Here is a 21,068-nt window from a genome sequence, read left to right on the forward strand (position 1 = left end):
GGATAAATGATCATGCCAACAACGTCATCGCTGAAACTACTGCTGGAATTGGCGCAGCAACAAACGGATGCTTCCGCAAAGCATTTGGGAAAGTTAAATTTTCAACAGCAGGAAGCGGAAAAGAAATTAAATTTGCTATTGCAATACCGCCATAGTTATCAATCGCATTTTCAGAATTTCACCACAACGGGGATTGATCATATCGAGTGGCTTAATTTTATTGCATTCATGGATAAGCTGGATGCGGCCATCACGGAACAGCGTCAAGCGGTTTTACATGCGCAAAATAAAAGAAAAGCCGGCAACGATGAATTTTTATCCTGCCAGCGTAAATTAAAATCCTTCGATACCTTATCCCAGCGTCAACAAAGTGCTGAGAATCAAAAACAAATAAAACAAGAGCAAAAGATACTGGATGAATTCGCTCTGAATTCCTTTCATCGTAATGCTTCTGTCAGGGAAAGTTGATTACAACCATAGCAATAGCTGGATTGGTATAGATATTGCTTATTCATAGCATAAATTAATCGTACGAGACCATAAACCTATGTTAAACATATCGGCTGCACCTCAAATCAAATCGTCGGGTGAAAGCACAGCAGCGCTGATAGGTGCTGGCTCATCAGGGACTAACACTAACGATGCGGTGACGGAAGACTTCGGTAAAGTCCTTGATCGTCAAGTATCGGAAGCAACAGAAAAGCAGGATAAGCAGAATAAGCAGAATGATGCAACGAATGCTGCCGCTCAAGAGCGTTCGGATAACGCAATTCCTGAAAAAGATAAGGATACGGATTCCGCTGCGGATGCTCCCACGGAGGGTACTAACAGTTTTATCCAAAGCTTGTTGACTGATGCGACAACAGCATTTAAAACGACGCCGTCGTTACAGGCCATGGGAACCGTAGTCAATCCGGATGCGATGATGGCGGCATCCGCGCTGCCGCAAGGCGTAACTTCGTCACCGGTCAATACAGCATTGCCTGAGGAAGGTGAACAAATTGCCCATGCTGTGATTCCGGTTGTTAATCAATTACTGCAGCAAGGCCAAAGCCAGGCAAATTCAGTTGCGGGCAACCAGGCTTCGTTGCCCAATAACTATTGGCAATATTTCGGAACGGCAGATTCTGCCGCTTACGGCAAATTTTTACCCGCTTCAGAAATGAAGGAAGATATTCAACTCGATACTGCAGCACCGACATTTAAAATCCAGGAAGAGTCCATCACAACACCATCACTCGGCTTAAATAGCACCACAGCTGCAACTGCTCAGACTGCGGTTTCACCGGATGTCAAAGTCGATGCACCCGTAGGTCAGCACAGATGGGGCGGTGAATTTGCGCAAAAAGTTGTCTGGTTGACAACGCAGCAACACCAGGTTGCTGAGATCCGTCTGAACCCGGCTCATCTCGGACCGGTTGATGTGATGTTGAGTATTACGCAAGATCAAGCGACCGCGCAATTCGTATCGCCTCACGCAGCGGTACGCGACGCGATTCAGGAAGCTTTGCCGAGACTGCGGGAGATGATGGCGGAGAATGGGATTCAACTCGGCAATGTCATGGTTGGCGCTGATTCATTTCAACAGGAAAATAAACAGCAACAAGCGCAGTATGCTGGAAAAGACACGGGCAGTATGAGTGGCCTGCGGCAGGAAGTGACCAGCCAAATTCAAGCGGCTGCCGTGCCGGTCAGACATCAAGGCCTGGTTAATACCTATGCGTGATCATCGGTCCGGTCAGTTGGTTTTTACACAGTGACAATCCCGTATGCGTTATCGGTCACGCTCTCAGTCTTGTATTGGCGTGACCGATGTCCCTGATCTTGATCGATTGACCCGGATTCCGGTTTCCCTGCAATTCAAGCAGCAATTAACCGCCTGCTTCAGATTTATCAAAATTCCTTTTTTTTCAACCCCAAAATCAGTGCAGATGCGCTGAATCCCACGCCAGCTTTCCTAGCTGAAAATAGCGACATTATTTCATTGTTATTTGTGACATCGCTTTATGGTCATCTCGCCCATAATGGATTTCATTCAATGAGGAGTTGCGCAAAATGGCAAAAGCGATGGAAGCACCAGCTGCAGAAGGTAAAAAAAGCAAGAAGGGATTGATCATTATCATCTTGATAGCAACCATTGCGATCGGTGCGGGCGCCGGTGGCACATGGTACTTCATGAAGATGTCGGGCGGCGAAGAAGCCGAACCGGAAAAACCAAAAGCTAAGCCTACTAAGTTTATGGAGCTGGATATTTTTACGGTTAATTTGCAACCGGAAGACAACAGTCAATATCTCCAGGTCGGATTAACAGTCAAGGTCCGCGAAACCGAGGTCGTGCAAGAAATTACCAAACAAATGCCCGATATCCGCAACCGGATTCTGATGCTGCTTTCCAGCAAAAAGGCAACCGACATTGCGGGCATTCAAGGGAAACAATTATTGAGCCAGCAGATCGTTGAAGAAATCAAGCAATCGCTGGGTTCGGAAGATCTGCAAGAAGATGTGCGGGAAGTGTTGTTCACATCATTTGTGATCCAGTAATCATTCATGGCTGAAGATTTTCTTTCACAAGACGAGGTCGATGCACTTCTCAAAGGCGCCACGGGCGAGAGCGATGAAGTGCAGGAGGAAGAGGATCGTGGCGGGGTCCGGCCTTATAACCTCGCAACGCAGGAACGCATTGTTCGTGGCCGGATGCCGACCTACGAGATTATCAATGAACGTTTTGCGCGTTTCTTCCGCATTGGCTTGTTCAATTTCATGCGCCGCACAGTGGATATTGCCGTCGGTCCGGTCAAAGTAATCAAGTTTAGCGAATTCGTGCGTAACTTGGTGGTGCCGACCAACCTCAACATGGTGCATATGAAACCATTGCGCGGTACGGCGTTGTTTGTTTTCGATCCCAATTTGATTTTCCTGATTGTAGATAACTTGTTTGGCGGCGACGGCAGATACCACACGCGCGTGGAAGGAAGAGATTTTACCCAGACGGAGCAACGCATTATTCATCGTTTGCTCGAAGTGGTATTTGAAGATTATGAAAAATCGTGGAAATCGGTGTATCCGGTTAAGTTTGAATACATCCGTTCGGAAGTGAATCCGCAGTTTGCCACGATCGCAACACCGAACGAAGTCGTCGTGACCGTCACTTTCGATATCGATATGGGTAACCAAGGCGGTGAATTCCATGTCTGTATTCCCTATTCGATGATTGAGCCCATCCGCGATACTTTGTATAGCGCGCTGCAAGGCGATCACCTGGAAGTCGACAAACGTTGGATCAAGTTGTTGTCACAACAAGTACAAGGGGCGGAAGTGGAGTTGGTTGCTAATCTCGGACAGACAAAAGTGACTTTTGAACAGATTCTCAGCATGCAAGCCGGGGATATCGTCCCGCTGGAGATTCCTAAGTCCATTACCGCGCATATCGACGGAGTGCCGGTTATGGATTGCCGCTACGGCACCATGAATGGGCGTTATGCGTTGAGAGTCAACAATATGATTGCGCCGTCCGAGTCTGAATAATTTATTGGAGAGCAGTGAAATGTCTGAGACTACAGCAAACGATCAAACCGGGACCGACGACTGGGCTGCTGCGATGGCGGAACAGACGGCGTCTGCGCACAATGATTCCGCAGGACAAGAAACGGAAGTGGACGATTGGGCTGCTGCGATGGCGGAACAAGCAGCATCCGATCAAGGTTCACCGGCTGGCGCGGAGAAACATGGCACCCCCATCATGGGTGCGCAGACGGCATCCGCATCGGTTTTTCAGGAATTCTCAAAAGACGGTGTAGCGAATAATACCCGTCATGATATCGACTTGATTCTCGATATTCCCGTGCAGATGACGGTTGAACTGGGCCGCACCAAGATTGCCATCAAGAATTTGCTGCAACTTGCTCAGGGCTCGGTGGTGGAATTGGACGGCATGGCCGGCGAACCGATGGATGTACTGGTCAACGGGTGCCTGATCGCGCAAGGTGAGGTCGTGGTGGTGAACGATAAATTCGGTATCCGCCTGACCGACATCATCACGCCCAGTGAACGTATTCGCAAACTTAACCGCTAGAGTGCAGCTATGTTAATTCGCTATGGAATGTTCTTGCTGCTGACCCTGTCATTTTCCGCCCTTGCGGAAACCGGGAAAACCAGTTATGTGCCGCCTGCTCCGGTGATATCCACTGAAAGCACGGTGCAAATGATCGGCGCGTTATTGCTGGTATTGGCCGTGATCGTGGGAGGCACGTGGCTGCTCAAGCGCTTCTCATTGATACCCACAGCGGCATCGGGCGTTGTCAAAGTTGTCGCAGCTGCCGGAGTGGGGCAGAGAGAACGGGTGGTAGTGGTCGAAATCGATCAGACCTGGCTAGTGCTCGGTGTGGCGCCCGGCCGTGTCAATAAGCTTCACACCATGACCAAACCGGCATCCGATGCGCCCGGCACGAAGCCGGATCATCCTCCGGTGGAGACATTCGCCACGCAGCTTAATCAGAGTATGGAAAAAGAAAATGCATAACCGATGTGTGTCCGTCACTCGTTCCTTGTTTCCATGGCATGGATTCGGAATGGTGCTTGAGCGTAGCGTGCGTAACTTGAACATGCGTAACGCATTGCGGGCCATGCTGTTATTGACCGGTTTGATCGCCGTGCCTGCTTTCGCGCAGAAGTCCGGTTTTCCCGCATTCACCAGCTCACCGAACGTGGATGGAAGCGCGACTTATTCGCTCAGTCTGCAAACGCTGATCCTGCTGACCTCGCTGACGTTTTTACCGGCGGTGGTATTAATGATGTCGAGTTTCACGCGGATTATCATTGTCTTGTCGTTGCTCAGGTTGGCCCTGGGCACGCAATCCTCTCCTCCTAACCAGGTGTTGCTGGGTTTGGCGTTGTTTCTGACCTTTTTTGTCATGTCGCCGGTTATAGACCGGGTATACAACGAAGCGTATTTGCCGTTTTCGCAAGACAAAATCAATATCATGGAAGCGGCCGATAAAGCCAGCGTGCCGCTGAAAGAATTCATGCTGCATCAAACCCGGGAAACCGATTTGGCCTTGTTTGTGCAGATCTCCGGCAGTGAAGAAATTGAAAGCCGCGACAAGGTGCCGCTGAAAATACTGGTGCCCGCGTATATCACCAGCGAGTTGAAAACCGCATTTCAGATCGGTTTCGTTATCTTCATTCCCTTCCTGATCATCGATCTGGTGGTGTCAAGCGTGTTGATGGCGATGGGTATGATGATGCTGTCGCCGATGATTATTTCACTGCCGTTCAAATTAATGCTTTTTGTTCTGGTCGACGGCTGGCATTTAATTATCGGCTCGCTGACACAAAGCTTCTATACCTGAAAGGAAATTCATTATGACTCCAGAAAGTGCAATGACAATCGGCCGCCAGGCGCTTGAAATCACCTTCATGATTTCTGCGCCGCTGTTGCTGTCGGCGCTGGCAACTGGTTTGCTGGTGAGCATCTTCCAAGCGGCGACGCAGATCAATGAAATGACTTTGTCATTCATACCGAAATTGCTGGTTATGTTTTTGGTTATCGTATTGGCCGGACCTTGGATGATTACCCTCATGACCGATTATATGCAGCGCCTTTTTACCAGCATTCCTTGGCTGGCGGTCGGTTGATCTTGAAAAAATCTTCGTTAGTTACTGTGTGTGCCAGAAACCGGTTGCGCCGATCCGGTCAATGAGTGATCGATTGCCATGATCAGTATCACGACTGCCGAATTAAACACATTGCTGGGAGCATTTATTTGGCCACTCAGCAGAATTCTGGCATTGGTGGCAACCGCTCCCCTTTTGGGCAACCCGAGTGTTCCGGTACGGGTCAAATTGGGGCTGGCAGTGATGATTACTGTGCTGGTTATGCCGCTGGTGGAAAAGTCATTGCCGCAGATTGATCCCGCTTCAGGCGTCGGTTTCGCCATTTTATTGCAGCAAGTATTGATCGGCATTGCCATGGGTTTGGTCATGCGGATTGTTTTTGTGGCGGTGGAAATGGCGGGCGAATTGATCGGTTTGCAAATGGGGTTGGGTTTCGCAGTTTTCTTCGATCCGCAAAATTCCGGCCAGATCGATATTGTAGGCCGCTTCCTGGGGGTGATTGCCAGTTTGGCATTTCTTGCCATCGACGGGCATCTGATAATGATCACATTGATTTCGCAGAGCTTCAGCACCCTGCCGATTGGGCTGGAAGGAATGACGAATGCGACATTTACGACGCTTGCCAACTGGGGTGGTGAAATTTTTAAATCCGGCCTGCAATTGTCGCTGCCCGTTCTCACTGCATTACTGATCACTAACTTGGCTTTGGGTATCCTGACACGCGTGGCGCCGCAGTTGAATATTTTTGCGGTGGGTTTTCCCTTGACACTGTCCATCGGTCTGCTTGTGATGGCGCTGAGCATGCCTTTTTATGCGCCGATTCTGGAACATTTGGTGCAAGACGGCTTGAATCTGATGATGGGGATTCTAAATGTCAATAAAATCAATATGCCATAGCTGTTTATCCAATTTTGACAACAGTAATACGCTGTAGATTATTAAATAAACTGACTTTCTGCATCTCGGCGTATAAACAGACAATTTTTCCCTTCTTTTTCAATGCAAGCAATTTATTCAAAGCTGCTAAAGTGAGTATCTATATATCAAGAAAAGCTGCTGATTATTACTATGAGCGTGTTCCAATAATTGCTGGTTCGGTTAATCATTTATGACATTTAAGTCGCGTTTATTCAGTTCGTTGCGCAAGCTGTCGACATCACCGGAATCTCAACCCGGTGACGAGGTTGCCGCGTCTGATGATGAGTCACAGCCCGATCACGCGGCTGATTCCAGTCAGCAATTTGCATCGGCCGATGAGATCAAGCAGTTGCTTGATTCCGCTTACCGTAACCGGTTGAGCGCGGAGGATCAGGCCATCAAAGAGGCTCATAAGCGGATTGAAGCGGAAAATATTGCAAAAGTGGCTGCTGAAGCGCGGGCGAGAGCCGAAGCTAATGCCAGAATTGCGGCTGAAACCCGGATTCAAGCTGAAGCGATTGCTACCGATCAAGCTCGGGCTAGGGCCAAGCTGGAAACCATGGCTATCAGAGAAGCCAATGCGCGCCGGGAACTGGAGCTGAAAGGCAGACTGCTGGCGGAAGAAAAAATCAAAGCCGAAAAAGCGTTGAGTGCTTTACTGGAAGCCAAAATCAGAGCGGAAGCTTCGATTGTGGAAAAAATGCAGCGGCGCGTTGAGGAAGAAGCAGCCGCTTTGGATCAAGCGCATGCCACGGCATCAAAGGAAAGCGAGGCTGCGGAAGCTGCGCTGAATCGAAGCAAGGCGGCGGAGGAAGCGCGACTTGCTGCGCAGGCCGCGATTGAAGCGGAAACCGCTGCGGCAGCGCTGGAACATGCAAGGATTCAGGAAGCGCAAAAAGTAGCGGCATTGGCTAAAGCGCGCGAGGAGCTTGAGAAGCAGGCCATGGAAGATGTGCAGACCCGCTTGCAACTGGAAACGCAAGCGCTGGCGCAAGCCGACCGCCGTTTGTTTGAAGAAAGAAAAGCGAAAGAGAGAGAGGAAGATAGGTTAAGAGCGGAAACTGCCGCGGTACAAGCCGCGCTGGAGAAAGCCGAAGCCGAAGCCATTGCAGCCGAGCAAGCCGGAGAAAGAGCTGAATTGGACGCGCAAGCCGCCATAGCGGCACGTGATAGGGCCGATGCGGATAAAGTGGCTGCTGAAATGGCTGAATCGATCCTGGCAAAAGAACATGCCGCCGCCGATGCGGTAAAAGCTCGCTTGGCTGCGGAGTCCGAGTTGCTGGAAGAAGCCAATCAGCGGGTGCGAATTGAAGCTGAGGCGCTCGCTGCAGCGGAAACGGCTTTGCGTGCTGAGAAAGAAGCTAAAGCGATGGCCAGCGAGAAAAAGAAAGCGGAAGCCGCTGCGGCGAGAGAATATCAGAAACGGATCAAAGCGGACGAAGAGGCAACGAAGGAAGCTGAAGCTCGCGCCGAAGCTGAGAAAGCCGCCAGGAATGCAGCAAAAAGCAGATTGTCAGCCGAATTGCGATTGAGAGCCGCAGAGGAGGCGAAGGCGCAGATGGATATGCTTGCGGCTGAGGAAGCAAACACTAAAGCGGATTTGGAGCAACGTTTGCAGGAAGATGCGGAAATACGCACGAGAACGATAACCGATGCAAAACGGGCAGTGGCTGAACGCCTTGAAATTGAGCAAAAAATTACAGGACTGGCAATTACCAGAGCGCAAGCGAAAATTATCGCAACGAATAAAGCCAGAGCGCAGCTCGAGGCGGAAAAAAACGCAACGAGAATCGCGTTGGAAAAAGCCAGAAAAGAATCCGCTGCGCTAGTTGCCCTGCAGGAACGTATTGCATTGGAATCAAAAGCCCTGGAAGCGGCGACGGCAAGGGAGGCTGTTGAGGTCATGGCGAAAGAAGCGCTATTTGTGCGTTCCCAGGCGGATAAGGAAGCAACTGCGGCTGCAACTGCACGGATTCGAGCCGAGATTGCCGCTGCGGAACACTCCCGTAACCGGATTGCTTCTGTTCTGAAAAAGCAGCAATCAGATGATTTGTTACCTAAAACGGCAGTAAACGGTTCATCTTCCTATCGATCAAAGCGCTAAAAGGAGTTTGTTTTAGCGCGTCAGTAAATTGAGGGATTTTACTCAATCCAGGCTTCACTGAAGCTCTGTACCATGGTCATTTTCTTCTGTAAAAACATCTGCAAAAGGTGTTATCCGTTATAATCCGGAAACTATTTGATGTGCTGAAAATTGGTGATTAAACCGGTTGTTGTTTTGGTGCAACACCAGCTTAATATTGCCTTGACAGGGAAAAGCACCTTATATAAGCTGCGGATTGGTCAAATATGACACACTTATATTCATTAAGCAATGTCAGCGGTAAGCGTTTGAATGAAAATTTTCCAGCCAGCAAAAAGTGCATTATTTAAGATTAATGATCAGAGTTGGCACGCTCAACCAGAATTTCTTGCTAGTCAAAGCGAGATGACAAGTACTATTACTTCGAGGGGAAGATCTTGAGTTCGACAATAACCAAGTTGAACGCTCCGTTAACGCAAGCGTTTGATTTTCAACCTTCAAGCGAATTACAGTTAATGCCGACGCCGACGCTCAATACGCTATCGCAGCAATTGGCCGGTTTTAATACTTTAACGAGTGCATTAGAGTACGCAGCGGAAGGGGTAACGGGGTATAACTTTTATGACGCAAGAGGCAACTTGCGTTCGATTTTGCCTTACAGTGCGCTTCGGCATAACGCCCGTACATTGGCTCGGCGTTTGTCGGGTTTTAATCTGCCTCGTGGCAGCCGAGTGGCAATCGTTGCCGATACTTCGCCTGAGTTTGTCGAATTGTTTTTCGCATGCCGCTATGCCGGATTAGTTCCATTCGCGATGCCGATCCCAGTTAATCTTGGCAGTCATGCAATATACGTTCAGCAATTGAGAGGTATGCTTGAGAGTAGTCAAGCGAGTATAGCGCTGGCAAATATTGATTATTTTGGTTTTCTGGAAGAAGCCGTTGTAGGAGTCACTCACATACAGTGGGCGGGTACTCCGGGAAAACTAAGTGAATTGCCGGAGCTGGATGTCGAGTTACAACCCAATCATCCGGATGAAACCGCTTACTTGCAATTTACCTCAGGTAGTACGCGTACACCTAGAGGTGTAATTATTACTGAGCGGGCTTTGATGTGTAACTTGCAAGGTATAGTTCGCAATGGTTTGGAAATAAAACCCGATGATCGATCGGCATCGTGGTTGCCTTTTTATCATGATATGGGATTGGTTGGCTTGGTTCTGGCGCCAATGGTTACACAAATTTCTGTAGACTATTTGGCGACGCGGGATTTTGCTATTAGACCCTTGCAGTGGTTGCGCTTAATCAGCCGTAACCGTTGTACCGTAGCTTTTAGTCAGCCTTTTGGGCTTAAGCTTTGTACTCTTCGGGTAAGGGAATCGGATCTTAAAGAACTGGATTTGAGTTCTTGGCGAGCTGCTGGCATTGGAGCTGAAATGATCCGGCCTGAAACTTTGAGAAATTTTGCGGAAAAATTTGCATCAGCAGGTTTTGATGGGAATGCTTTTCTGCCTTGCTATGGTCTTGCAGAGTCAACTCTTGCAGTTACTTTTTCAAAGATTGGTGAAGGATGCAAAAGCATACAGGTTGATAGTAAGGCACTGATTGATAAAAGAATGGCTGTTAGATTGCAAGCTGATGGGCGTAAGCAAAATGAGTTTGTGAACTGCGGACAACCGTTACCTGGTCATATCGTCAAGATAGTCGATGAAGATGGTCAGCAATTATCAGAAATGATGGTTGGTAGTGTGCTAGTGCAGGGCGATAGCGTCATGACCGGCTATTACAATAATCCGGAAGAAACTAATAAAGCACTGAAGTCTGGTAATTGGTTGGATACCGGTGATATCGGCTTTCTGTTTGAAGGTGATTTGTACATTACTGGGCGCCGTACCGATGTCATCATTGTGAATGGTCGGAATATTCGTGCGCAAGATATAGAAGAATTAGCGGAACAACAACCGGAAGTCAGATCGCGCGAAGCATCTGCATTCGGAGTAAATGATGAGGATGGCACCACAACTATCGTGCTGGTTATTGAATGTAGGCTCACTTCTGTCGCAGAGCGTCAGTCATTGACAACCAGACTGCAACAGCTTGTTTATATGGCATTTGGAGTTAATTGCGTTGTGGAATTGGTTCCGCCGCATACTTTGCCGCGTACCTCTTCTGGAAAACTGTCACGTTTCGCAGCAAGACAAGGTTACATACAGAGGACAAACTTGACGGGGCAATTGTCTTTTGTAGAATCGGGTGATAGATAACGCGCGTACCAGAATAGTAGCCGTAACCGGTGCTACTGGCTTTATTGGTAGTGTATTAGTAAAAAAACTGATTCAGAGCGGATGGAATGTTCGTGCGCTCACCCGGACAAATCGATCTTCAAGTGATGAATCCATTCAATGGGTTCAAGGTGACTTAGATAATCTGACAGCGCTGCATCATTTAGTCGATGATGCAGCGTTTGTTATTCACTGCGCTGCAACAGTAAGGGGCAGCTCTTTTCGTGAATTTTCACATATCAATATCACGGGCACCCAGAATCTTTTACGTGCTATTGCTCAAAAGAAACAATCTCCTCGGTTTTTATTAATCTCATCTCTAGCTGCACGGCAACCGGAACTATCCTGGTATGCACAAAGTAAATACTTGTCTGAGCAAACGCTCGTTACAGACTCAGAGTCATTACGGTGGACAATATTCCGGCCGACGGCTGTTTATGGTCCCGGCGATAAAGAGTTAAAGCCGCTTTTCCAAGCAATGCATCGTGGAATATTTCCGGTTGTCGGAAAACTCAACAATCGGGTCGGGTTAATTCATGTCTATGATTTGGTTTCCGCTGTGGAAGCCTGGTTAGCCTCCGAGAATAACCGCAATGGAATTTTTGAGCTGGACGACGGTACACCGGGAGGATACAGCTATCAGGGTTTGGCTGAGATGGCGCAACGGGTATGGAAGCGTCCGGTGCATTGTATTACGGTACCCAATATGCTGATTCGGAGCATAGCTTCAACGAACCTTTGGTTTGCTCGATTGCTCCGGTATTCCCCCATGCTGACCCCGGGAAAAGTGAATGAGCTACAACATCCTGACTGGGTATGTGATAATACCCCGTTAATCCATGCACTTCCCGCGTGGCGGCCGAGTATTCGTTTACAAGATGTATTATCTGAAGTAATCTAACTTCAAATTTAACCACGCTGAATTTAATCTATGACTGAAAGTAATTACGATGAGATCATGCAATTGCTCTGTGATCGCCTTAGTAGTTTAACCAATTCCAATGCGCAAATTACTCCCGAGACCAATCTAATAAGCCAATTATCCATTGACTCAATCAAACTTCTTAATCTGATCATGGAAATTGAAGACACTTTTGATGTTTCAATTCCGATCAACGCGTTAACAGATGTGCAAACTGTCCGTGAATTGGTCGACTTGGTCTATAAAATTAAAACAGCGTCATAATGAATTTACTTGAGAAAATTGATGCAGCCGCAGCTGCAAGAATAGCGCTTCTGCCTAATGGTGTGGGAGCTTTTGGCATTCCGATCGAAGAAGTATATTCTGCGACAGAAGCCAGGATTGGAGATCGCCGCGTACTCTTGTTGGGTACTAATAATTATCTGGGTTTGACTTTTGCTCCGGAGTGTATCCAGGCCGCGCACGATGCTATTGATAAGGAAGGTACCGGCACTACGGGGTCGAGAATGGCGAATGGCAGCTATTTCGGCCATCGTGCTTTGGAAAGGGAATTCGCCGATTTTTATCAATGCAGTTCCAGCATCGTTTTTACAACAGGCTATCAAGCGAATTTGGGTACGATTTCGGGTTTGGTCGGGCCGGGGGATACGGTATTAATCGATGGCGATTCCCATGCGAGTATTTATGATGGCTGTATTCTCAGCGGGGCCGATATCATTCGCTTCAAGCACAATGATACGGCTGACATGGAGAAACGCCTGCGCCGGCTGGGTAATCGCATTGAAACTACGCTGATTATTGCTGAGGGAATTTATAGCATGCTGGGCGATCAGGCGCCTTTGGCAGAAATTGTCAGATTAAAGAATCAGTATGGTTGTCTATTGCTGCTTGATGAAGCGCACTCACTGGGCGTTTTGGGTGAAACAGGCCAAGGCTTGGTGGAAAAAACAGGGTTGTTGCAAGAAGTTGATTTTATTACCGGAACCTTCAGTAAAAGCTTGTGCAGTATCGGTGGATTTTGTGTGAGCAATCATCCGCAGCTCGAGCAATTGCGCTATATCAGTCACCCCTATATCTTTACCGCATCACCGTCCCCTGCAACGATTGCTTCAACCCGTGCAGCACTAGAATTATTGCGTAACGGAAGTCATCTGCGGAAACAATTGTGGAATAACTGCACACAGCTATATTCTGCCCTCAAGGAAGCCGGTTATGAGCTTGGTCCGGATCCTGGCCCGGTTATCGCAGCGGTTGTGGACACGCCGCAACAAGCCCTATTGCTGTGGCAAAGACTGCTTGAGCATAATATTTATGTGAATTTGATTTTGCCGCCCGCGGCACCGGAAGGTAAATCGCTGGTACGATGCAGCGTGAACGCGGCGCATACTCGCGATCAGATCCAGCATGTGGGCGATACTTTTACAAAATTATTTAAAGAAATAAACTGACATTGCTAAGTTCCGCGATGTTATGTTGTACCAGTTGTTTAACTGAACAAAATAGAAAAGAATTCCTGCTGAATACTGATTTTGCCGATACGTAACGAGATCTGATACGGTCTTTTTCTGGAGGTGCCGCCATGAGAATGTTGCAAGGATTGGTATTCGTATTTTTTTCTTGCTTCACCCATAACAATGTATACGCAATCAGCATTGTGTACCAAGGGTTTGAATGCCTGAATGCCGTCAATACGGAAGATCCGGCGCCGAATAACGGCACGCCCGTCCAGAGCAGATTTGAAGTCATTGAGGACTCCGGAGACGGAATATACCGTTTAAAGCTGACTGGCGGCATTCCTCGCTTCGTCAGTAACGATCGTACGGTATGTATTGATAAAGCGACGGCTATCGGCTATTCCGGCATTCCTGAAATCGATGGCTTGCCTCAACCCTTAGACTCAATCGATGCGACCGGTTATTTTGATGGGGAAGAGCTGATAATTGTCACCAGTTCACTCTATACCGACTTAAGCGCTAGAAGAAATCCATTTTCGTCATTCACGACCAGTTTTATTTTCCCTTTTACAAATACGCTGATCTTTAATTTTAATTCTACGGTATCTACTTTTAGATTGAAGAAAATGGTTCGTAATCGAGGGTTTGTGCATACCAGTGGGTCCACAAACTCGATCACGCCATTTTTTGAGACAGTGTTGCCATCGTTTAACAAGGAAGCGCAGGATAAGCCAGTCATATTGACTCCGTTCGCTACGATAGAATATAAGCTGGAGAAATGATTTGGTGATAAATATCCCAATGCGCTGATAGCAGTCTGCTTGTGTGTATTGTAAGTTGACAACGCCGCTTCTCCCTGGCCTTGATGATTTGGCAATCAATGGTTTCTTAGCAGGTTTTCGGCAAGCGCCAGTGATGTGAAATATAGGAGTGGGAATCGCGCCTCCAATCACCATAAAAGTTAAGCTCATCACTAAATAGTGTATTCGGATTGCGTTATGTGCCGAAAAGTGTGATAGTTCACATCGCAACATAATAAGTTAGTCCGCGTAATAATAAATAAAAAACATGTTGTGGTAAGTTTAAGGACTAATAAAATAAGGCGCTGAAGTTAAACAAGTTTGTCATTGAAGTATGTACTTGATGCAAATTTAATGACGTTTCACATATACATTTTCACTATGGAGGGTAGCAATGAAATCTAGTAAGATCAGTAAGTTAGTGGCTTATACTATTCTTTTGTTATCATTGGGATTATTGTTTGGCTGTAAACCAATTTTTGAAAAGAAACCAATTCCTAAAGATAACAAAGATGCAGCGGCAGCACCTGCTGCAGCGGCTGCTCCGGCAGCAGCTCCTGCTCCAGCAGCACCAGCCGCAACACCTGCTCCGGCCCCAGCTCCAGCTGAACCCGCAGCTAAAATTGAAGAAGTGCAAAGTATACAGAGCATAGAATCAGCAGCTTCGACTCAGGAAGCTCAGCCAAGCGCAGCCGCCGCACAATCAGTGGATGATGGTAATGATGTGGTGAAAGTGACTCCGGTAATTATGCGGAAAATACAGCAAGCACTTGCAAATGCAGGGTTTAATCCTGGTCCGGCAGATGGTGTCAGTGGTGCTAAAACAGTGGCAGCTATCGAAAGCTTCCAAAAACAAAATAACATTCCAACCGGTAAAATCACCAAAAGAACGTTACGCGCGTTGGGTGTTGATTTCTAAGCAGCAAATTACAGCATGAGATTTTATACACCAAGGATCATGGTCCTTGGTGTATTTTTATCGGCTGGGTAATTTTCAATAATCAGGCAATTTATTCTGCGTTGTAATATTATTGAAGCCAGTTCTTAGTTTTCCGGTTGATTTAAAAATATTTGCTATACGAGCAACCATGTTCTATAGTTAAATTTCAAATCCGGTTTCAGAGTTTATTCAGGTAATTATAGATCTAAAGATGCTGAACAATATCCATAGTCATTGGTTGTGAATATCTACTTTAGTTTTTAAATTCCACAGCATAAGTTGAGTTTCGCCAAATGGCGCAAACTGATTGCATGTATGTCAGCATTTTCCGGATAGATTTGCGTTAATTACGCGATTGGTTTTGTTAAATTTCGTTCAGTAGCATTAGTCATTAATTTGCTTTTGAAGTACTTTTGGAGGTTTTGCTCATGGGAGTTCCTTTACGTCAACAGATTGCGGTTGGCACTTATCTAATCAAACAGAAGTTAAAAGGGGTTAAAAAATATCCTCTGGTACTGATGCTGGAGCCTTTATTCCGCTGTAATCTGGCATGCGCCGGGTGCGGAAAAATTGCGCATCCGGAAGATGTGCTCGATCAACGTCTTTCGTATGAAGAGTGCATGGAGGCAGTCGATGAATGTGGCGCGCCCATGGTGTCAATCCCGGGTGGTGAACCGTTACTTCATAAAGAAATGCCGCAAATTGTCGCGGGCATTATTAAACGGAAGAAGTATGTTTATCTGTGTACAAACGCACTGTTATTAAAGAAACGGATCGATGACTATACACCGTCGCCTTATCTGACTTTCTCCATTCATTTGGATGGCATGAAGGAACGGCATGATGCTTCAGTTTGCCAGGATGGTGTTTTTGATCGTGCGGTTGAGGCGATCAAGCTGGCATTGGATAAAGGTTTCAGAGTGACTGTTAATTGCACGCTATTCCAAGGCGAAACACCGGAGGATGTTGCTGAGTTTCTCGACTATGCCATGGAACTGGGTGTTGAAGCCGCCACAATTGCGCCGGGATTCAGCTATGAGAAAGCCCCGCAACAGGATGTTTTCATTAAAAGCCAGGATACCAAAGTATTATTCCGCGGCATTTTTGAATTGGGTAAAAAATTAAAGCGCAAATGGAGATTGAATCATTCCGCGCTGTATCTGGATTACCTGGCCGGAAATCAGGATTATGAGTGCACGCCGTGGGGAAATCCGACACGCAATGTATTCGGTTGGCAGAAACCATGCTATTTGTTGTCTGACGAAGGTTATGCAAAAACCTTCAAAGAGCTTCTCGACGATACGCCGTGGGAAAAATACGGCACGGCAAATAATCCAAAATGCGCACAATGCATGGCTCACTGCGGATATGAAGCGACTGCGGTGGAAGATACCCTGCAACGGCCATGGAAAGCGATGGTAGCAGCGATGAGAGGACCCAGAACGACCGGTCCTATGGTTGCTGAGCCTACGCCTAAGTGGGCAACTGAAGAAAGCAAAGCATCCAAGAAGCTTTCAGATATAACGGTCACGCTGATTAACAAATAACAGATGCAGGTACTGAGACCGGTTTTTAGAATCTGCCCGGAATAATGGTGGAATTAGTTTTATACGCCTCTATTTTCGGCGCTATATGCTGGGTAGCACTGGCATTGCTCCCGTGGCGCCCCTGGAGCACGCGCGAGAAGATAGAAACGCCAGCATTATTCCAATCCGGTGAAGAATTGGGCGATATTACCGTACTGATTCCGGCGCGCAACGAAGGTCCTTACATCGGGCACACACTCAATGGTGTTAGAGCACAGGGCGTCAATGTGCGTATCATTGTGATCGATGATCAATCCAGCGACGATACCGCTGAACAAACAAGGCGCAGCGGTGCGCAGGTATTATCCGGTACCGCGCCGCCTGCGGGGTGGAGCGGTAAATTATGGGCGCTGGAGCAAGGATTGCGGGAAGTTAAAACTCCCTACACTCTATTACTGGATGCGGATATCGAACTGACCCCAGGGATTGTTCCTGAGTTGCAGCGCAAAGCACGCGCTGAGAATCTGGCATTGGTATCATTGATGGCTGAGCCGCCAATGGTGAACTTCATCGAGCGCTTACTGATGCCCGCATTTATATTTTTCTTTAAGCTGTTGTATCCTTTCGGTTTGGCGAATAAACCGCAATCCCGCATTGCAGCAGCAGCGGGCGGATGTATTCTGGTGGAAACACAAGCATTGCGCTTAACCGGGGCGTTTGCCAATCTGCATAATGCGCTGATCGATGATTGCACTTTAGCGGCGCATATCAAACGCGCGGGTTTGCGTACTTATATCGGACTCAGTCATGCGGCGCGGAGTCATCGCGGTTATCATGCATTGCAGCCGATTTGGGAAATGGTCGCTCGTACTGCTTTCACGCAATTAAAATACTCGCTGAATTTGCTCATCGTCTGCACGGTGTTAATGACTTCGATGTTTTGGGCCGCACCGTTTGCATTTTTGCTGTCATCAATGGAAGCCTATACAGTGAGCGCATTGGCATGGATAGCTATGTTTTTTACCTATGCGCCAACTTTAACTTATTATCATCGTTCTCCGCTCTGGGGGCTGGCATTGCCCGCAATCGGCACATTGTATCTTGCCATGACCTGGACATCGGCACTGCGCTACTGGCGCGGGGAGCGTGCTCGTTGGAAAGATCGTCATTATGAAAGTAAAACAAACTATTAAATTGTTGCTGGCAGGATGCCTGATGCTGGCGCTGCTGTTATCTGTATCTCCGGTATTAAGCGCATCTGGCGCTGGTCCGGACAATCCGGAACAAGTTATCGGCCAATTGCAATCTTCTCTGCTCCAAGTCATGCGTGAAGGTGAGAAGCTGGGGTATGAAGGACGCTATAAATTTCTCGAGCCGGTCATTGACCAGTCGCATGACATCGATCTGATCATCAAGACCATACTCGGTGCAACTTACTGGTCGCAATTGGACAAAACGCAGCAAGACCTGATTGTAAGCACTTTCCGCCAATTGAGTATTGCCACATACGCCAGCCGGTTTACCCAATACGAGGGAGAACAGTTTAAGATCATCGAGCAACGCGCCTTGCCGCGCGATCAAACCCTGGTGCGCAGCCAGCTGACAAAATCCGACGGTGGTACGGTAAATTTCGATTACGTGTTACATCAGGCGGAAGGACACTGGCGGATCGCCAATATCCTGTTTGACGGCGTGAGCGACCTTGCCATAAAACGCGGCGAATATCGTGCCGTGTTGCAACGGGATGGTTTTGCTGCATTGATAGAACTGCTGAAGGAAAAAATAACGTTAGCGCAGCAGCAGAACTAACAATCAGACCGTCTCAGCTTCACTGACGGGTTCCGGTTTACTATCTGTTTCCGCTGTTTCCGCACGCATTAAAGCCGCTGCAAAAAAGCCATCGGTCTGATGCAGCCGTGGAGATAGTTGTAAGAATTCCCCGGTATTGAGCGGTATTTTCTGCTGCGATAGCAATTCCGAACAATTCAATAAAGTAAATTGCGGATGTGTGGCAAGAAAATCGCCAATAACGGCCTGATTTTCTTCCGGAAGGAAGCTGCATGTCGCATAAACCAGGCGGCCGCCGGGTTTAAGCAAACCGGCAGCGGCGGACAGAATGGCCGCTTGTTTTGCCTTCAATTCTTCGATGCTCTGTGCGGATTGGCGCCATTTTAGATCCGGGTTGCGCCGCAAGGTACCGAGACCGCTGCAGGGCGCGTCGACCAAAACGCGATCTATTTTTCCCGACAATCTCTTGATCTTGCTGTCATTCTCATCCGAAATGCGCTGCGTATGCAAGTTCGACAAGCCGGAGCGCTTGAAGCGGGGTTTCAGATTACTCAATCTTTTTTCCGAAACGTCAAACGCATAAAGACGTCCTTTTGAATTCATCAAAGCGCCCAGTAGCAGCGATTTCCCGCCAGCACCGGCGCAGAAATCGACAACCATTTCGCCTCGCTTCGGCGCCAGTAAGTAGCCGAGCAACTGGCTGCCTTCGTCCTGTACTTCTATTTTTCCCGATAAGAAGAGCGCATGGCGATTGATCGCGGGCTTGCCAATGAGGCGGATACCGCAAGGGGAATAAGGCGTTGCTTGTGCTTCGATGCCTTCCTGCGCCAATGTTTCAAGTACCTCAGCGCGCTTGGCGAGAATAGTATTCACCCGCAGATCGAGCGGCGCCGGTTGTTGTAAGGAAAGCCCCAAATCAAGAATATCGCTATCCGGCATGCTGTGCTGCAATTTTTCCACCACCCATGCAGGAAATTCCGCCTGGATTGCCAGCGGTAACGTATCCGGTTTGCTGCCTTTGATTTCCGCCAGCCATTTGCTTTCCGTTTCGCTGATCAGCGGTGACAATTCACGTAAGTTCATGCCTTGAAATTTAGCCAGATAAGCGAGCACCAAAGCGCGTGGCGTTATGCCGTTTGTCAGGCTTTCAAGAAAAAAACGGTGGCGTAAAATGCCAAAAACAGTTTCCGCGATGAATGCCCGGTCTTGCCCGCCAAGCATGGGATTTTCCCGGAAAAAGCGGCGCATGATGGCATCGGCGGGATATTCCAGCGGCAGTACGGTACGCATGGCGACGATGGCCGCGTCTAATTGAGGAGGTATTAAATGCATTGATTTCCAGTGTGTAAGCTATCAGCGTAGCAAATGAATTAATGATCCGGTTTATAGCTGATATTAACTTCGGTCACTATTTTATCGATTTCCCTGCCATTATCCTCGACCGAAACAATACGCACGGGTAGCATGTGATTGTTCAGCGCGAGCCATATTTTCCTTTTAAGCTTGGAGTGTTTTTCTTCCTGCCGGGTTAATACCATTGTCTCCATTTTCCCAATCGGTGTATTGAGGGTTTCTTTCGATAGGGTATAGCGTGTTAACTGCAGGTTGTGGCCATTGGTAACGTACCGGTCAACATGGTGTTTCGGCAGCTCGGTAAACATAAAGTTGTACGACAAACTGAGACGATCCACCGTGCCATCCGGCAATTTTTCTTTGACATGATGACCTTGATGATTCAGTGTGATGATATGGTTATGCCAGTCAAATTCAGCGACGCTGGGTTGTTTCTTACCGCGTTTTTCATAAGCGCGCACTGGCCGTAAACCATTTTTGGTGACGATGCCTTCGCTATGGCGCATGATGCTATTCGGTTCGATGAGTTTATACATGCCGATGGCTTGCGCTTCGCTGTTGATCGAATAATGCGCCTTGCCATCGACGTGCTTGATCTCCATCACTTCATCGATTTCCCCTTCGCCGATATCAGTCGTCACCGCATATTTAATTTCGATGCGCGACGGCAAATCCGTCGCCATGACCGGGAAACTGAGCAATCCCAGCAGAAAAAGCAATGCCGCACATTTCATTCCGGCAATCCTGGTGAAAAGAGCGCAACTTCACTGACAGTGGCGCCGGTTACTTCAACCTGGTTTCCGTTCAGGCGGATCCGGTCTTCCATGAACCAGCGGACAGCCTGCGGATAAATGCGGTGCTCTTGCTGTAAAACCCGGGTAGCCAAGGTTTCTTCGCTATCTCCCGGTAATACTGGGACAGCAGCTTGAATCACAATCGGACCGTGATCAAGCTGTGGCGTGACAAAATGCACCGTGCAACCATGAATCCTGATGCCTTCTTGCAGCGCCCGCGCGTGTGTTCCTAATCCTGGAAAAGCAGGGAGTAAGGAAGGGTGAATATTCATTAACCGCCCTTGGTAACGTTGTACAAAGCGATCGCTAAGTATACGCATGAAGCCGGCCAGTGCAATCAGTTTTGGCTGACACGTGTCAATTTTCTCCGCCAATGCCGCGTCGAATGTCTGACGGTCCGGAAAATCGCGGTGATCCAGAATCAAAGTTTCCACACCCAGCTGCCGCGCAATTTCCAGCCCGCTCGCATGGAGATTGTTACTGATCACTGTAATACGATCCACCTGCAATTTCGCTTCCAGCAACGCCTGCATATTACTGCCGCGGCCGGAGATCAGAATGACCAGAGATTTCATATGATGCAGTTGCCGGAATAGGA

Annotated in this window: 22 protein-coding genes; 19 read left to right on the plus strand and 3 right to left on the minus strand. The window is 48.0% G+C overall.

Annotated elements, in window-relative coordinates:
• Positions 1-12 precede the first annotated feature (12 nt).
• The 19 genes from fliJ (at position 13) to ABD07_RS09980 (ending at position 18,344) form a co-directional block, all read left to right on the plus strand.
• Positions 13-468, plus strand: coding sequence for a flagellar export protein FliJ (gene fliJ / locus ABD07_RS09890; protein ID WP_108697392.1), 456 nt, complete (start codon positions 13-15; stop codon positions 466-468).
• Positions 469-547: 79 nt separating this feature from the next.
• The gene (locus ABD07_RS09895) at positions 548-1,726 is read left to right on the plus strand and encodes a flagellar hook-length control protein FliK (RefSeq protein WP_160818135.1); all 1,179 of its coding nucleotides are present in this window, start codon (positions 548-550) and stop codon (positions 1,724-1,726) included.
• 329 nt (positions 1,727-2,055) lie between these two features.
• A complete protein-coding gene (fliL, locus tag ABD07_RS09900) occupies positions 2,056-2,541 on the plus strand; it encodes a flagellar basal body-associated protein FliL (RefSeq protein WP_160818136.1) in 486 nt (161 codons plus the stop codon).
• Positions 2,542-2,547: 6 nt separating this feature from the next.
• Positions 2,548-3,525 (plus strand): flagellar motor switch protein FliM, encoded by a 978-nt coding sequence (gene fliM, locus ABD07_RS09905; RefSeq protein WP_108697395.1) that lies wholly within the window; start codon positions 2,548-2,550, stop codon positions 3,523-3,525.
• A gap of 19 nt (positions 3,526-3,544) precedes the next feature.
• Entirely contained in the window at positions 3,545-4,072 is a 528-nt protein-coding gene (gene fliN, locus ABD07_RS09910) for a flagellar motor switch protein FliN (RefSeq protein WP_108697396.1), read from the plus strand.
• A 9-nt stretch (positions 4,073-4,081) separates the two neighbouring features.
• Positions 4,082-4,519, plus strand: coding sequence for a flagellar biosynthetic protein FliO (gene fliO, locus ABD07_RS09915; protein WP_108697397.1), 438 nt, complete (start codon positions 4,082-4,084; stop codon positions 4,517-4,519).
• Positions 4,520-4,601: 82 nt separating this feature from the next.
• Complete coding sequence (gene fliP / locus ABD07_RS09920; protein ID WP_160818248.1) at positions 4,602-5,348, plus strand: flagellar type III secretion system pore protein FliP; 747 nt, start codon at positions 4,602-4,604, stop codon at positions 5,346-5,348.
• Between the two features lie 13 nt (positions 5,349-5,361).
• The gene (gene fliQ / locus ABD07_RS09925) at positions 5,362-5,634 is read left to right on the plus strand and encodes a flagellar biosynthesis protein FliQ (protein ID WP_108697398.1); all 273 of its coding nucleotides are present in this window, start codon (positions 5,362-5,364) and stop codon (positions 5,632-5,634) included.
• A 78-nt stretch (positions 5,635-5,712) separates the two neighbouring features.
• The gene (fliR, locus tag ABD07_RS09930) at positions 5,713-6,510 is read left to right on the plus strand and encodes a flagellar biosynthetic protein FliR (RefSeq protein ID WP_160818137.1); all 798 of its coding nucleotides are present in this window, start codon (positions 5,713-5,715) and stop codon (positions 6,508-6,510) included.
• 211 nt (positions 6,511-6,721) lie between these two features.
• Entirely contained in the window at positions 6,722-8,635 is a 1,914-nt protein-coding gene (locus ABD07_RS09935) for a coiled-coil domain-containing protein (protein ID WP_160818138.1), read from the plus strand.
• A 416-nt stretch (positions 8,636-9,051) separates the two neighbouring features.
• A complete protein-coding gene (locus tag ABD07_RS09940; protein WP_160818139.1) occupies positions 9,052-10,875 on the plus strand; it encodes a fatty acyl-AMP ligase in 1,824 nt (607 codons plus the stop codon).
• Positions 10,865-11,794: an NAD-dependent epimerase/dehydratase family protein gene (locus tag ABD07_RS09945; RefSeq protein WP_338040582.1), complete on the plus strand. Its 930-nt coding sequence runs from the start codon at positions 10,865-10,867 to the stop codon at positions 11,792-11,794. The genes ABD07_RS09940 and ABD07_RS09945 overlap by 11 nt, the downstream gene beginning before the upstream one ends.
• Before the next feature lie 30 nt (positions 11,795-11,824).
• Positions 11,825-12,079, plus strand: a complete 255-nt coding sequence (locus tag ABD07_RS09950) for an acyl carrier protein (protein WP_108697401.1) — start codon at positions 11,825-11,827, stop codon at positions 12,077-12,079.
• Positions 12,079-13,263: a serine palmitoyltransferase gene (gene spt / locus ABD07_RS09955; RefSeq protein ID WP_108697402.1), complete on the plus strand. Its 1,185-nt coding sequence runs from the start codon at positions 12,079-12,081 to the stop codon at positions 13,261-13,263. The genes ABD07_RS09950 and spt overlap by 1 nt, the downstream gene beginning before the upstream one ends.
• A gap of 131 nt (positions 13,264-13,394) precedes the next feature.
• A complete protein-coding gene (locus ABD07_RS09960; protein WP_160818140.1) occupies positions 13,395-14,051 on the plus strand; it encodes a hypothetical protein in 657 nt (218 codons plus the stop codon).
• A gap of 412 nt (positions 14,052-14,463) precedes the next feature.
• Positions 14,464-14,988: a peptidoglycan-binding domain-containing protein gene (locus ABD07_RS09965; RefSeq protein WP_160818141.1), complete on the plus strand. Its 525-nt coding sequence runs from the start codon at positions 14,464-14,466 to the stop codon at positions 14,986-14,988.
• Positions 14,989-15,437: 449 nt separating this feature from the next.
• A complete protein-coding gene (gene hpnH, locus ABD07_RS09970) occupies positions 15,438-16,556 on the plus strand; it encodes an adenosyl-hopene transferase HpnH (protein ID WP_108697405.1) in 1,119 nt (372 codons plus the stop codon).
• 44 nt (positions 16,557-16,600) lie between these two features.
• A complete protein-coding gene (locus ABD07_RS09975; RefSeq protein ID WP_160818142.1) occupies positions 16,601-17,728 on the plus strand; it encodes a glycosyltransferase in 1,128 nt (375 codons plus the stop codon).
• Positions 17,706-18,344: an ABC transporter substrate-binding protein gene (locus ABD07_RS09980; RefSeq protein WP_164502820.1), complete on the plus strand. Its 639-nt coding sequence runs from the start codon at positions 17,706-17,708 to the stop codon at positions 18,342-18,344. Before ABD07_RS09975 ends, ABD07_RS09980 begins: the two co-directional genes overlap by 23 nt.
• Positions 18,345-18,347: 3 nt before the next feature.
• On the opposite strand, the gene ABD07_RS09985 is transcribed toward ABD07_RS09980, so the two are convergent.
• Genes ABD07_RS09985 through purN form a run of 3 tightly spaced genes read right to left on the minus strand, consistent with a single transcriptional unit; the run spans position 18,348 to position 21,045 of the window.
• Entirely contained in the window at positions 18,348-19,655 is a 1,308-nt protein-coding gene (locus ABD07_RS09985; protein WP_108697407.1) for an RsmB/NOP family class I SAM-dependent RNA methyltransferase, read from the minus strand.
• 38 nt (positions 19,656-19,693) lie between these two features.
• Positions 19,694-20,410 (minus strand): DUF3108 domain-containing protein, encoded by a 717-nt coding sequence (locus tag ABD07_RS09990; protein WP_160818143.1) that lies wholly within the window; start codon positions 20,408-20,410, stop codon positions 19,694-19,696.
• A complete protein-coding gene (gene purN, locus ABD07_RS09995; RefSeq protein WP_160818144.1) occupies positions 20,407-21,045 on the minus strand; it encodes a phosphoribosylglycinamide formyltransferase in 639 nt (212 codons plus the stop codon). Before purN ends, ABD07_RS09990 begins: the two co-directional genes overlap by 4 nt.
• Between the last annotated feature and the right edge of the window lie 23 nt (positions 21,046-21,068).

This window comes from Nitrosomonas oligotropha (assembly GCF_009833085.1).
GTDB classification, from domain to species: Bacteria; Pseudomonadota; Gammaproteobacteria; order Burkholderiales; family Nitrosomonadaceae; genus Nitrosomonas; species Nitrosomonas oligotropha.

Excerpts from the sequence above, each read along its gene's own strand:
- ABD07_RS09895 (WP_160818135.1), top strand. The coding sequence starts at position 548 with ATGTTAAACATATCGGCTGCACCTCAAATCAAATCGTCGGGTGAAAGC.
- fliR (WP_160818137.1), top strand. The coding sequence starts at position 5,713 with ATGATCAGTATCACGACTGCCGAATTAAACACATTGCTGGGAGCATTT.
- fliO (WP_108697397.1), top strand. The coding sequence starts at position 4,082 with ATGTTAATTCGCTATGGAATGTTCTTGCTGCTGACCCTGTCATTTTCC.
- fliN (WP_108697396.1), top strand. The coding sequence starts at position 3,545 with ATGTCTGAGACTACAGCAAACGATCAAACCGGGACCGACGACTGGGCT.
- fliM (WP_108697395.1), top strand. The coding sequence starts at position 2,548 with ATGGCTGAAGATTTTCTTTCACAAGACGAGGTCGATGCACTTCTCAAA.
- fliQ (WP_108697398.1), top strand. The coding sequence starts at position 5,362 with ATGACTCCAGAAAGTGCAATGACAATCGGCCGCCAGGCGCTTGAAATC.
- ABD07_RS09990 (WP_160818143.1), bottom strand. The coding sequence starts at position 20,410 with ATGAAATGTGCGGCATTGCTTTTTCTGCTGGGATTGCTCAGTTTCCCG.
- fliJ (WP_108697392.1), top strand. The coding sequence starts at position 13 with ATGCCAACAACGTCATCGCTGAAACTACTGCTGGAATTGGCGCAGCAA.
- purN (WP_160818144.1), bottom strand. The coding sequence starts at position 21,045 with ATGAAATCTCTGGTCATTCTGATCTCCGGCCGCGGCAGTAATATGCAG.
- ABD07_RS09975 (WP_160818142.1), top strand. The coding sequence starts at position 16,601 with ATGGTGGAATTAGTTTTATACGCCTCTATTTTCGGCGCTATATGCTGG.
- ABD07_RS09985 (WP_108697407.1), bottom strand. The coding sequence starts at position 19,655 with ATGCATTTAATACCTCCTCAATTAGACGCGGCCATCGTCGCCATGCGT.
- fliP (WP_160818248.1), top strand. The coding sequence starts at position 4,602 with ATGCGTAACGCATTGCGGGCCATGCTGTTATTGACCGGTTTGATCGCC.
- ABD07_RS09960 (WP_160818140.1), top strand. The coding sequence starts at position 13,395 with ATGAGAATGTTGCAAGGATTGGTATTCGTATTTTTTTCTTGCTTCACC.
- fliL (WP_160818136.1), top strand. The coding sequence starts at position 2,056 with ATGGCAAAAGCGATGGAAGCACCAGCTGCAGAAGGTAAAAAAAGCAAG.
- ABD07_RS09965 (WP_160818141.1), top strand. The coding sequence starts at position 14,464 with ATGAAATCTAGTAAGATCAGTAAGTTAGTGGCTTATACTATTCTTTTG.
- spt (WP_108697402.1), top strand. The coding sequence starts at position 12,079 with ATGAATTTACTTGAGAAAATTGATGCAGCCGCAGCTGCAAGAATAGCG.
- hpnH (WP_108697405.1), top strand. The coding sequence starts at position 15,438 with ATGGGAGTTCCTTTACGTCAACAGATTGCGGTTGGCACTTATCTAATC.
- ABD07_RS09935 (WP_160818138.1), top strand. The coding sequence starts at position 6,722 with ATGACATTTAAGTCGCGTTTATTCAGTTCGTTGCGCAAGCTGTCGACA.
- ABD07_RS09980 (WP_164502820.1), top strand. The coding sequence starts at position 17,706 with ATGAAAGTAAAACAAACTATTAAATTGTTGCTGGCAGGATGCCTGATG.
- ABD07_RS09950 (WP_108697401.1), top strand. The coding sequence starts at position 11,825 with ATGACTGAAAGTAATTACGATGAGATCATGCAATTGCTCTGTGATCGC.